General features: G+C 70.8%; 10 protein-coding genes. 9 read left to right on the forward strand and 1 reads right to left on the reverse strand.

Annotated features, from left to right (window positions below):
* The first annotated feature begins 3 nt into the window (after positions 1 to 3).
* The 4 genes from ACSNN7_RS11060 (at position 4) to ACSNN7_RS11075 (ending at position 5,852) form a co-directional block, all read left to right on the forward strand.
* Positions 4 to 1,254 carry a sugar ABC transporter substrate-binding protein gene (locus ACSNN7_RS11060; RefSeq protein WP_436680595.1) on the forward strand — a complete coding sequence of 417 codons (1,251 nt, stop codon included), beginning with the start codon at positions 4 to 6 and terminating at the stop codon, positions 1,252 to 1,254.
* A complete protein-coding gene (locus ACSNN7_RS11065; RefSeq protein ID WP_436680596.1) occupies positions 1,254 to 2,948 on the forward strand; it encodes an ABC transporter permease subunit in 1,695 nt (564 codons plus the stop codon). Before ACSNN7_RS11060 ends, ACSNN7_RS11065 begins: the two co-directional genes overlap by 1 nt.
* Positions 2,945 to 3,844 (forward strand): sugar ABC transporter permease, encoded by a 900-nt coding sequence (locus ACSNN7_RS11070; protein WP_436680597.1) that lies wholly within the window; start codon positions 2,945 to 2,947, stop codon positions 3,842 to 3,844. Before ACSNN7_RS11065 ends, ACSNN7_RS11070 begins: the two co-directional genes overlap by 4 nt.
* Positions 3,845 to 4,040: 196 nt before the next feature.
* Positions 4,041 to 5,852 (forward strand): glycoside hydrolase family 13 protein, encoded by a 1,812-nt coding sequence (locus ACSNN7_RS11075; protein ID WP_436680598.1) that lies wholly within the window; start codon positions 4,041 to 4,043, stop codon positions 5,850 to 5,852.
* A gap of 118 nt (positions 5,853 to 5,970) precedes the next feature.
* Here the strand turns inward: ACSNN7_RS11075 and ACSNN7_RS11080 are convergent, their stop codons facing one another.
* Entirely contained in the window at positions 5,971 to 6,573 is a 603-nt protein-coding gene (locus tag ACSNN7_RS11080) for a TetR/AcrR family transcriptional regulator (protein ID WP_436680599.1), read from the reverse strand.
* A gap of 97 nt (positions 6,574 to 6,670) precedes the next feature.
* Between ACSNN7_RS11080 and ACSNN7_RS11085 the strand changes: the two genes are divergently transcribed.
* From ACSNN7_RS11085 to ACSNN7_RS11105, 5 genes are all read left to right on the forward strand, one after another.
* On the forward strand, positions 6,671 to 7,648 hold the full coding sequence (locus ACSNN7_RS11085) for a hypothetical protein (protein ID WP_436680600.1): 978 nt from the start codon (positions 6,671 to 6,673) through the stop codon (positions 7,646 to 7,648).
* Between the two features lie 57 nt (positions 7,649 to 7,705).
* Positions 7,706 to 8,047 carry a hypothetical protein gene (locus ACSNN7_RS11090; protein ID WP_436680601.1) on the forward strand — a complete coding sequence of 114 codons (342 nt, stop codon included), beginning with the start codon at positions 7,706 to 7,708 and terminating at the stop codon, positions 8,045 to 8,047.
* A gap of 278 nt (positions 8,048 to 8,325) precedes the next feature.
* The gene (locus ACSNN7_RS11095; protein WP_436680617.1) at positions 8,326 to 9,393 is read left to right on the forward strand and encodes a BMP family lipoprotein; all 1,068 of its coding nucleotides are present in this window, start codon (positions 8,326 to 8,328) and stop codon (positions 9,391 to 9,393) included.
* 257 nt (positions 9,394 to 9,650) lie between these two features.
* Positions 9,651 to 11,168, forward strand: coding sequence for an ABC transporter ATP-binding protein (locus ACSNN7_RS11100; RefSeq protein ID WP_436680618.1), 1,518 nt, complete (start codon positions 9,651 to 9,653; stop codon positions 11,166 to 11,168).
* Positions 11,169 to 11,266: 98 nt separating this feature from the next.
* A complete protein-coding gene (locus ACSNN7_RS11105; RefSeq protein WP_436680619.1) occupies positions 11,267 to 12,496 on the forward strand; it encodes an ABC transporter permease in 1,230 nt (409 codons plus the stop codon).
* The last annotated feature ends 3 nt before the right edge of the window (positions 12,497 to 12,499 follow it).

Raw genomic sequence — 12,499 nt, forward strand, 5'->3', positions numbered from 1 at the left:
CCGATGCGCATCCGTACCACGGGTGTGGTCGCCGTTCTCGGTCTGGCGCTCGCCGCCTCCGGTTGCGGCGACAACAGCAAGGACGAGCCGGCCGCCAAGGATTCCCCCAAGGCCGCGAGCGGCAAGCTCGTCATCTGGGCCGACGACAAGCGTGCCGCGGCCCTCAAGCCGTTCGGTGAGAAGTTCGGCCAGGAGAACGGCGTGACCGTCGAGGTGCAGGCCGTCTCCAAGGACCTGCAGACCAACTTCGTCACCGCCTCGCAGCAGGGCAGCGGCCCGGACGTCGTGGTCGGCGCGCACGACTGGATCGGCAACCTGGTGCAGAACGGCGCCATCGACCCGGTGCAGCTCGCCGCCGAGCAGAAGAGCGCCTTCAACGAGACCGCCGTCAAGGCCGTGACCTTCAACGGTCAGGTCTACGGCGTGCCCTACGCCACCGAGAACATCGCGCTGATCCGCAACACGGAGCTGGCCCCCGAGGCGCCGAAGACGATCGAGGACCTGGTCGCCAGCGGCAAGAAGCTCAAGGCCGAGAAGAAGGCCAGCGAGATCCTCTGCCTCCAGTCCGGTCAGAACGGCGACGCGTACCACATCTACCCGCTGTACACCTCGGCCGGCGGCTACCTCTTCGGCACCGCCGCCAACGGCGACTACGACCCGAAGGACCTGGGCGTGGGCAAGCCGGAGTCGATCGCCGCGTTCCAGAAGATCGCCAAGCTCGGTGAGAAGGGCGACGGGGCGTTGAAGCGTTCCATCACCGGCGAGAACTCGATCGCCACCTTCACCGGCAAGAAGTGCGCCTACCTGGTCTCCGGCCCGTGGGCGATCGCTGACGCCAAGAAGGCCGGCATCAAGTACGACATCTCCCCGGTCCCCGGCTTCGCCGGTGGCAAGGAGGCCCAGCCGTTCGTGGGCGTCCAGTCGTTCTACGTCGCCGCCAAGGGCAAGAACAAGGCCCTGGCCCAGGAGTTCGTCACCAACTACGTCACCAAGCCCGACCTGGCCGTGGCGCTGTACAACGCCGAGCCGCGCCCGCCGGCGCTGACCGCCGCCTTCGACCAGGTCAAGGGCAGCGACCCGGACCTGGCCAAGTTCTCCGAGGCCGGCAAGAACGGCCAGGTGCTCCCGGCGATCCCGGCCATGGCCGCGATCTGGGACCCGTTCGGCAAGGCCGAGGCCGCCGTCATCGGTGGCGCCGACCCGGCCAAGACCGTCACCGCCGCAGGCAAGACGATCTCCGGTCAGATCAAGTAATGAGCACGTCGCTGTCCGGCCCGGGGTCTGCTGAGCAGGTCCCGGGCCGGACAGCGACGTGCTCATTACTTGATCTGACCGGAGATCGTCTGGCCCGGGGCGGGGGGCCCGTTCGCTCCGGGCCCCCGCGCAAGTCCCGTGACGCGCGGCACCACGCGCCGATCACCCTGACCGGCCTCGTCGTCAAGGTGGTCCTGCTCGGCCTGGTGGCCGGGATCGCGATCTGGGCGGCCTTCCCGCTCATCGAGGCGAAGCTCTGGGTCGGCCTGGCGATCCTGGTGGCCACCACCGCCGCCCTGTTCTACCTCTACCTGACCCCTCGGCACATCCCGGCCAAGTACCTGATCCCGGGCACGATCTTCCTGATCGTGTTCCAGGTCTTCCCGGTGCTCTACACCGCCAGCACCGCCTTCACGAACTTCGGCGACGGCCACCGTGGCGACAAGTCCGAGGCGGTCGTCGCCATCCAGAGTTCGTCGGTGAAGCAGCTCGCCGGCTCGGCGCAGTACCCGCTCTCGGTCGCCACCGAGGGTGACCCGGCCACCGGACCGCTGGTCTTCCTGGTCACCGACCCGAAGACCGGCGCGGTCTCGGTCGGCGACGCCGACGGGCTCAAGCAGCTCGACGCCGCCGACGTCACCGTGGCGCCGGACGGCAAGGTCACCGCAGCCGAGGGCTACACCGTGCTCAACTTCGGTCAGGCCAGCGCCCGGAGCAAGGAGATCACCGACCTGGTGGTGCCGACCGCCGGCGGCGCGCTGCGCTCGTCCGGCCTGACCCGTGCGTACGAGGGGACCGCGGTCCGCGCGTACGACGAGGCCTGCGACTGCATCAAGGACAGTGAGAGCGGAAAGACCTGGACCGCCGACGAGTCGGTCGGCTCCTTCGTCGCCGCCGACGGCGAGCGGCTCGCCCAGGGCTGGAAGGTCAACGTCGGGCTGGAGAACTTCAGCCGGGTGCTGACCGACCCGAACATCTCCGGCCCGTTCTTCGGCACGCTGGTCTGGAACTTCGCCTTCGCGCTCGGCTCGACCGGCTTCACGTTCCTGCTCGGCCTGGGCATCGCGCTGGCCCTGCACTCGCCCCGGATGCGCGGCACCAACCTCTACCGGGTGCTGCTGATCCTCCCGTACGCCATGCCGTCGTTCGCGATGCTGCTGGTCTGGCGGGACATGTTCAACACCGACTTCGGCCTGGTCAACAACCTGTTCGGGCTGAGCGTCGACTGGTTCGGCGAGACCTGGTCCGCTCGGATCGCGGTGCTGCTGGTGCAGCTCTGGCTCGGCTACCCGTACATGTTCCTGGTCGCCACCGGTGCGCTACAGGCCATTCCCCGGGAGCTGACCGAGGCCACCTCGGTCGACGGCGCGAGCCCCTTCCAGTCGTTCAAGGCGGTCACCCTGCCGCTGCTGCTGGTGGCCATCTCGCCGCTGCTGATCGCGTCGTTCGCGTACAACTTCAACAACATCAACGCGATCTGGTTCACCACCGAGGGTGGCCCGTTCCCCGCGGACAACCCGCGCAGCGGCGCCACCGACCTGCTGATCACGTACACCTATCGGCTGGCCTTCGGCGCGCAGGGCGCCGAGTACGGCCTGGCCGCCACCGTCTCGATCTTCATCTTCGCGATCGTGGCCGTGGTGTCCGCCATCAGCTTCTCGCGTACCCGCAGGCAGGAGGAGGTGTACTCGTGACGACCCACGCCGAGGCGCCCGTCGTCAACCGCAACGCGACCGGCAAGTCCAAGGGCCGCTGGCTGACCCAGGTCGGGTGGCGGCACCTGGTCGGGGTGCTCGCGGTGGCGTTCAGCCTCTTCCCGATCCTGTTCGTCATCTCCGCCGCCCTCAACCCGCTGGGCACGCTCTCCTCCACCGAGCTGCTGCCGACCGGCGCGTCGTTCGAGAACTTCACCAACCTGTTCTCGAAGACGGCGTTCGGTCACTGGTTCCTGAACTCGCTGCTGCTCGCCGGGGTGGCCAGCTTCGCGTCGATCTTCCTGTCGGCGCTGGCCGCGTACGCGTTCTCCCGGATGCGGTTCGCCGGCCGCCGGGTCGGGCTGCTCACCCTGCTGCTGATCCAGATGTTCCCGCAGTTCCTGGCGATCGTGGCGATCTTCCTGATCTTCACCACGGTCACCGACCTGTGGCCGTCGATTGGCTTCAACACCCCGTGGGGCCTGTTCCTGCTCTACATGGGTGGCGCGCTGGGGGCGAACACCTGGCTGATGAAGGGCTTCTTCGACACCCTGCCGAAGGAGCTCGACGAGTCGGCGACCATGGACGGCGCGTCGCACGCCCAGGTCTTCTTCCGGATCATGCTGCCGCTGGTGGCGCCGATCCTGGCCGTGACCGGGCTGCTCGCCTTCATCGGCTCGATCAACGAGTTCATCCTCGCCAACGTGTTCCTCACCAACACCAACTCGAAGACCCTCGCGGTCGGCATGTTCGGCCTGGTGGCCGGTGAGCGCAACAACAACTTCGGGATGTTCGCGGCGGGCACGCTGCTCACCGCGATCCCCACGGTGCTGGTGTTCCAACTGCTCCAGCGCTACATCGTCTCCGGCCTCACCGCCGGCGCCGTCAAGGGGTAAATCGGATAGGTGGCCGCTCTTCGCGCGGCACGGCCTGAGTGGTCCGGGTCCGCGCGCGGGCCCGGGGCCTGCCCGTGGGGCCGGTTTGCGGGGTGTCGGGGTGTCGTCGACTGAGGACACCCCGACACGCCGCAAACGGGGGCGAGGGGTCCGGTCCGGGCGGGCGTTTTCTCTCGACGTACCGAAGGGTTTTGTCATGTCCCTGTTGCCGCACCACGACGGATCCGCCACCTACGTGCCCGAGCAGGAGCCGGCGCTCGGGCAGACCGTGCCGGTCTTCGTCCGGGTCCCGGCGGGCGCCGACGTGCGGCAGGTGCACGTCCGCACCACCGGCGACGGTGAGCCGCACTTCGCCGAGGCAACCGTCGACCGCACCGAGGGCGGCGACGTGTGGTGGCGGGCCGACGTCGAGGTCCGCAACCCGGTCAGCAACTACCGCTTCATGCTCTCCGGGGCCGACGGCTACCGCTGGCTCAACGCCGCCGGCCTGGTCTCCCACGACGTGCCGGACAACGGCGACTTCAAGCTGGTCAGCTACGCCCCGCCGCCGGCCTGGGCGCGCGACGCGGTGATCTACCAGATCTTCCCGGACCGGTTCGCCCGCTCCGCCGCCGCCGACGGCCGCACCCCGCCGGACTGGGCGATCCCGTGCGACTGGGACACCCCGGTCGTCGGGCGCGGGCCGCAGACGCCGTACCAGTTCTACGGCGGCGACCTGGACGGCATCACCGAACGCCTGGACCACCTGGCCCGGCTCGGGGTGAACACCCTTTACCTCACCCCGGTCTTCCCGGCCCGCTCCAACCACCGCTACGACGCGGCCAGCTTCGACACCGTCGACCCGCTGCTCGGCGGGGACGCCGCGCTGGCCCGGCTCGCCGACGCGGTCCACGCCCGGGGCTGGCGGCTGCTTGGCGACATCACCAGCAACCACACCGGCGACGCGCACGAGTGGTTCACCACCGCCGCCTCGGACGTGCGCGCCGCCGAGCGGGAGCTGTACTACTTCGACGAGGCGACCGGTGAGTACGATTCCTGGAACGGGGTCAAGTCCCTGCCGAAGCTGAACTGGGGCAGCGCGGAGCTGCGCCGGCGCTTCGCCACCGCCGAGGACTCGCTGCTGCGGCGCTGGCTGCGCCCGCCGTACGGGCTGGACGGCTGGCGGGTCGACGTGGCGAACATGACCGGCCGGCGCGGCGCGGACGCGTACACCCACGAGGTGGCGCGACTGCTGCGCGAGGTGGTCGCCGACACCCGCCCCGACGGCCTGCTGCTCGCCGAGCACGGCCACGACCACACCGGCGACCTGGACGCCGACGGCTGGCACGGGACGATGAACTACGTCGGCTTCACCGACCCGGTCTGGTCCTGGCTGCGGCACGGCGACGACCCGGTGCCGAACTTCCTCGGCACCCCGGGCGGCGTACGACGGCGGGACGCCGAGGCGGTGCTGGCCACCATGGACACCTACCGGTCGCTGATCTCCTGGCGCTCGTACACCCACTCGTGGCAGCTGCTCGGCTCGCACGACTCGGCCCGGATCCGCACGGTGGTCGGCGACGCCGCCCGGCAGGAGGTGGCCGCCGGCCTGCTCGCCACGATGCCGGGTACCCCGGTGGTCTTCGCCGGCGACGAGCTGGGGCTGACCGGCACCAACGGCGAGGGTTCGCGGACCCCGATGCCGTGGCACCGGCCGGAGAGCTGGGACCAGGGGACCTTCGCCGCGTACCGGGGGCTGCTGGCGCTGCGCCGCGACACCCCCGCGCTGCGCCACGGTGGCCTGCGCCGGGTGCACGTCGACGCCGACACCCTGGTCTTCCTCCGGGAGACCCCAACCGGCGCGGTGCTGGTGCTCGCCCGCCGGGCCGCCGGGCGGCCGGTCCGGCTGGCCGGGCTGCGGGCGGGGGAGAACGTGTACGGCGGCGCCCCGGCGTTGCGCCCGGACGCCAACGGCGTGGTCACCCTCCCCGCCGACGGCCCCACGTTCCAGGTCTGGCGGCTGTCCTGACCCGCTGACCGCCCGTGTCCCGCCGGCGCAGCCGCGCCCCGCGATCTTGCGGTTGCATCCCCGTCCTTGGGGGCATTCATCCGATTCGCCCGGGCGGAGGGTGCAAGATCGCGGGGGGTCAGGGGGCGGCGGGCTGGCCGAGCAGGGTGCGGACGCCGGCGAGGTAGCTGCGGCGGTCCGGCCGGCCGGTGAGCACCTTCTGCATCAGGTAGCCCGGGACCAGGCCGAACAGCGCGGTGCCGACGGCCTCGGGGTCGGCGTCGGGGGGCAGCTCGCCCGCCTCCCGGGCCCGCCGGGCCAGCAGCGTGAAGCGGTCCCGGAAGCCGCTGTACGTCGTCTTCACAAACGTCGCCAGCGCCGGGTCGCGCAGCGACTCGCTCCACACCTGGATCGCCAGCGGCAGGATGCCGTCCTCGCCCGCCTGGGCGTCGACGTAGGTGAGCGCCCGGTCCAGTGCCTCGACCAGGGGCAGCGGCGGCTCGGCGGCGGCCAGCTCGGCGAAGACGGCGTCCGCCCCGCCGATCACCGACTGGGCGATCGAGGTGATCAGGTCGTTCTTGCTCGGGAAGTAGCGGTAGACCGCCCCGACCGAGAGCCCCGCCTCGGCGATCACGTCCTGCATCGAGGTGTTGTGGAAGCCGTCGCGCAGGAAGCAGCGCCGGGCCGCGTCGAGGATCTGCTGTCGACGGGCCGCGAGGTGGGCGTCCGATACGCGTGGCATGACACACAGTGTAAAACGAACGCTCGTTCTTGACGGGCAGCCGCGGCGAGGCGCACGCTCTATTTAAAAGAACGAGCGTTCGTTTTAAGGAGTGGGCATGTCTCGTACGTCCCGGCCCCCGATGCTGTCCGCCGTGCTGATCGCCGCCCTCGCGGTGACGGTGCAGGCGTTGCTCGTACCCCTGTTCGCCGGGCCCGCCGCGAACCTGGCAGCGCGCGACCTGCCGGTCGCCGTCGCCGGCCCGGCGACCGCCACCGCCGAACTGGCCGACCGGCTCGCGGCCGCCCGGCCCGGCGCGTTCGCCCTCACCGAACTCCCGGACGCCGCCGCGGCCGACCGGGCGTTGCGCGACCGCGAGGTCTACGCCGCCTTCGTCGTCGGCCCCGACGGCGTCGGCCTGCGCACCGCTCCGGCCGCCGGCCCCGCCGTGGCGGCCCTGCTCACCGAGGCCGCGACGGGACTCTCCGGGGGTCGGCCGGTGCCGGTGACGGTGGTGGTGCCGACCGACCCGGACGACCCGCGTGGAGCCGGCTTCGCCGCCGGTTTCCTGCCGTTGGCGCTGACCAGCATGCTCGCCGGCGTCCTGCTCACCACCCTGGTCGCCGGCCGGCGCGCCCGGGTGGTCGGGCTGCTCGGGTACGCCCTGCTCACCGCGCTGATCGGCACGGCGGTGCTGCACGGCTGGCTCGGGGTGATCGGCGGTGACCTCCTGACCGAGGGCGCGGCGATCGGGCTCTTCGCGCTCGCCGCCGCCGGCACCGTGGCGGGGCTGGGCGCGCGGCTCGGCGCCCCGGGCCTCGGCGTCGGTGCGCTGCTGGTCTTCCTGCTGGGCAACCCGCTCTCCGCGGTGAGCGCCGCACCGGAACTGCTGCCGCAGCCGTGGGGTGCCGTCGGGCAGTTCCTGCCGGTGGGCGCCGGTGGGACGCTGTTGCGGTCGGCCGCCTTCTTCGACGGCGCCGGCGCGGGCCGTCCGGTCGCCGTACTGACCGGCTACGCGGTGGCCGGGCTCGCCCTGGTGCTGGTGGCACGGAGCCGCGCGCCCCGGTCCGCCGACGCCGACGAGATCACGGTATGAGCTCAGCCGGGCGGGGCGGCTACTACGAACTGTCGTTGGTGGGGGAGGATGATCGGCGTGGAAGCTCTTCGGCTGGTACTTCTCTACGTCCATCTGATCGGGTTCGCGCTGCTGCTCGGCGGCGCCATCGCCCAGTACGTCAGCGGCCGGCTGCGGATCAACGCGGCCATGCTCTGGGGCTCGGTGATCGGTCTGCTCACCGGCATCGGGCTCTCCGCTCCGCTGCGCGAGGGCGACGAGCCCGCCCCGGCGAAGCTTGTTACCAAGTTGGTGCTGGCTCTGCTGATCTTCGTCATGGTCTTCTTCTCCCGGAAGCGGGCCGAGGTCAACCGCGGGCACTTCCTCGCGCTCGTCGGGTTGACCCTGGTCAACGCCGCTGTCGCGGTGTTCTGGCGGTAGCCCCGAGGACCCGCCCGCGGGCCCCGGGGAAAGGGACTTTCCAGACAGCGGGCGGGTCACATATCAGCACTCTGAGTGATCTGCCCCACGCCCGGGTTACGCCGGGATAACAGCCGCTCAACAGTCGTGCACGATTGGCGGCCGGTGGGTGGGCGCGGGCGTACGCTCCCGTCCGTAACGTGGGATGCCGGCAGCACAGCGCTGGTCGGTTCAAGGGCTGCCACCGCACGAGGCGCGGTGTGCAATGGGAAGGAGACGTCTTGCGCTCTGTGCGTGGGATGCGGATCGCCTCCGCGATCGTGGCGGGCGGGCTCGTGCTGGCCGCCGCCGGGTGTGGTGAGGCCCCCGAGGACGACAACAACGCCGGCAACGGCGCCAAGAAGTACAGCGCCTGCATGGTGACCGACGTCGGCGGCATCGACGACAAGTCGTTCAACACCTCCGCCTGGAAGGGTCTCCAGGAGGCCCAGAAGGCGAACGACAACATCGACATCAAGTACGTCGCGTCGAAGGCCGAGGCGGACTACGAGGTCAACCTGACCGGGTACGTCAACCAGAAGTGCGACTTCATCCTGGCCGTCGGTGGCCTGATGGCGGACGCCACCAAGAAGATCGCCGGCGCGAACCCGAACCAGCAGTTCGGCATCGTGGACGCGAACCCGGGCGTGGGCAACGTCTACCCGATGCAGTTCGACACCGCCCAGGCCGCCTTCCAGGCCGGCTACCTGGCCGCCGGGATGAGCAAGTCCGGCAAGGTCGGCACCTACGGCGGTCTGCCGATCCCGCCGGTGACCATCTTCATGGACGGCTTCGCCGACGGCGTGGCGTACTTCAACAAGGCCAAGGGCAAGAACGTCCAGGTGCTGGGCTGGGACAAGGCGACCCAGAAGGGTTCCTTCACCAACGACTTCCAGAAGCAGGACGAGGGCAAGAAGGTCTCCGACGCGCTGGTCGCCCAGGGCGCGGACGTCGTCATGCCGGTCGCCGGCGGCGCCGGCCTCGGCACCACCGCCGCGGCCCAGGCCTCGGGCGGCAAGTACTCGGTCATCTGGGTGGACGTCGACGGTTGCGAGAGCACCCCGAACTGCGCCGCGCTGCTGACCACGGTCGTCAAGAACATCCCGGACGCCGTCAAGGACGCCGTGCTCAAGGCCGCCGGTGGCGAGAAGCTCCAGGCCCAGCCGGGCTTCGTCGGCAACCTGGCCAACAACGGCGTCTCGATCGCCCCTTACCACGACTTCGAGACCAAGGTCCCGGCGGAGCTCAAGGCCGAGGTCGAGAAGATCAAGGCGGACATCGCCGCCGGCACCATCACGGTCACCTCGAAGGCCCAGCCGACCAAGTGACCGCCTCCCCGGCCGCCGCGATGAAATCATCGGCAACGGAGGCCGGCGGGCACCAGGCATGACGATCGGCCGCCTCGGCGTACGTGGGACACCTCGCGTGCGCCGGGGCGGCCGATCCGCTCCACCTCGCGGCCGACCCTGCCGGTCGGCCGACCGGCAGCTAGGCTGCACCATCGCTCGCACTCCAGGAGGTTGCGCTGAGACTCGAACTGCGCGGCATCACCAAGCGGTTCGGTGATCTGGTCGCCAACGACCACATCGACCTGACGGTGGAGCCTGGAGAGATTCACGCCCTGCTCGGCGAGAACGGCGCCGGCAAGTCGACCCTGATGAACGTGCTCTACGGGCTCTACCAGCCCGACGAGGGCGAGATCCTGGTCGACGGCCAGCCGCTGAAGCTGAGGGGGCCGTCGGACGCGATCGCGGCCGGGATCGGCATGGTGCACCAGCACTTCATGCTGGTGCCGGTCTTCACGGTCGCCGAGAACATCATGCTCGGCGCCGAGCAGGTCCGGGGCGGCATCCTCGGCTTCCTGGACCGGCGGCGGGCCCGCCGCGAGGTGGCCGAGGTCTCCGAGCGGTACAACCTGCGGGTCGACCCGGACGCGGTGATCGAGGACCTGCCGGTCGGCATCCAGCAGCGGGTGGAGATCGTCAAGGCGCTCACCCGCGACGTCGACCTGCTCATCCTGGACGAGCCGACCGCCGTGCTCACCCCGCAGGAGACCGAGGAGCTGCTCACGGTCATGCGGTCGCTCAAGGCCGCCGGCAAGTCGATCGTCTTCATCACCCACAAGCTCGGCGAGGTCAAGGCCATCGCCGACCGGATCACCGTGATCCGGCGCGGCAAGACCGTCGGCACGGCCTCCCCGGAGGCGAGCCGCGACGAGCTGGCCGCGCTGATGGTGGGGCGCAGCGTCCGGCTCACCGTGGACAAGCAGCCGGCCACCCCCGGCAAGCCGATGCTCCAGGTCTCCGGCCTGGTCGTCGACGACGACCGGCGGATCCGCGCGGTCGACGGCGTCGACCTGACCGTGCACGCCGGTGAGGTGCTCGGCGTCGCGGGCGTGCAGGGCAACGGCCAGACCGAGCTGATTGAGGCGATCATGGGCCTGCGCCCGGCGCTCGCCGGCACGGTCACCCTCGACGGCCGGCCGATGCAGGGCTGGTCCACCAAGAAGGTGCTGCGCGCCGGCGTCGGCTACGTCCCCGAGGACCGCAGCGTCGACGGCCTGGTCAAGGAGTTCTCCGTCGCGGAGAACCTGGTCCTGGACATCTACGACCGGCCGCCCTTCGGCAAGGGCCTGGCCCTCAAGCCGGACGCCATCGCGAAGTCGGCGAAGGAGCGGATTGCGCAGTTCGACGTCCGTACCTCCTCGGCCGACGCCTCGGTGGGCACCCTCTCCGGCGGCAACCAGCAGAAGGTGATCGTGGCCCGGGAGCTGTCCCGGCCGCTGAAGCTGCTCATCGCCGCCCAGCCGACCCGGGGCGTGGACGTCGGCTCGATCGAGTTCATCCACAGCCAGGTGATCCGCGAGCGGGACGTGGGCACCGCCGTCATGGTCGTCTCCAGCGAGCTGGACGAGGTGATCGGCCTGGCCGACCGGATCGCGGTCATGTACCGCGGCCGGATCATCGGCATCGTCGGCCCGGACACCCCGCGCGAGGAGATCGGTCTGCTGATGGCCGGCATCACCCCGGACGCCGCCGGGGCGACCCCGACCGGCGCCGTGGCCCCGGCCCCTGAGGGCCCTGGTAACGAGGACGAGGCATGAGCAACTCCAACGCGGTGTCGGGCTCCCCGGACAAGGAGCCGGCGACCGAGGCGCAGGCGGCGCAGGACGAGGCGGGCAAGACCGGCCGCGGCGCCACCATGACCGCGCCGAAGCAGCCCACGGAGCAGCCCCGGCCCACCCTGGGCCGGCTCTTCCTGGACAACCTCTGGGCCGCCAACACGGTCACCGTGACGGTGCTCGCGCTGGTGCTGGCGATGGTGGTCGGCGCGATCCTGATCATCGTCTCGGACCCGGAGGTGCTCGCCACCTACGGCTACATCACCGCCCGGCCGGGTGACGCGCTCACCTCCAGCTGGACGGTGGTCAGCGAGGCGTACGCGAACCTGTTCAAGGGCGCCGTCTTCGACCCCGAGGCGGTCGGCTTCCAGGCGGCGCTGAGCCCCATCTCCGAGACGCTCACCTACACCGCGCCGCTGGTCTTCACCGGTCTGTCGGTGGCGCTCGCCTTCCGGGGCGGGCTGTTCAACATCGGCGCCCAGGGCCAGGCGACCATGGGCGTCATCCTCGCCGCGATCGCCGGCTTCGCCCTGCCGCTGCCGCCGGTGGTGCACCTGCTCGTCGCGCTGATCGCCGGCGCCGTCGGTGGCGCGATCTGGGGCTTCATTCCCGGCATCCTCAAGGCGCGCACGGGCGCCCACGAGGTGATCAACACGATCATGCTGAACTACATCGCGGTCTACTTCCTCTCCTGGGTCATCATCCAGAACGGGGTGCAGAACCCGGAGCGGGCCGACGCGATCAGCAAGCCGGTCGACGCCTCGGCGCAGCTGCCCCGCCTGCTCGGCGCCGACCTGCGCGTGCACGCCGGCATCCTGCTCGCGGTGCTGGCCACCTGGTTCATCGCCTGGCTGCTCAACCGCTCCACGCTCGGCTTCGAGCTGCGCGCCGTCGGCGCCAACCCGGACGCCGCCCGGACGGCCGGCATCAGCGTCACCCGGACGTACGTGCTGATCATGGTGATCGCCGGTCTGCTCGCCGGCCTCGGCGGCAGCCAGATGGTGCTGGGCACCACGGCGAACGCGCTGACCCCGCTGGTGGTCGCGCAGATCGGCTTCGACGGCATCCTGGTCGCGCTGCTGGGCCGGGTGAAGCCGTGGGGCGTACTGCTCGCGGCGCTGCTCTTCGGCGCGCTCCAGGCCGGCGGCAACCGGATGCAGTCGTACTCGGGGATCTCGCTGGAGCTGGTCACCGTGCTCCAGGCGCTGATCGTCATCTTCATCGCCGCACCGGCCCTGGTGAAGGCGATCTTCCAGCTCCGGGCCGCCCGCGCCGCCCGGTTGCAGACGAGCCTGGCGAAGGGCTGGTAAGGC

The organism is Micromonospora sp. URMC 105, from assembly GCF_051386295.1.
Lineage (GTDB): Bacteria > Actinomycetota > Actinomycetes > Mycobacteriales > Micromonosporaceae > Micromonospora.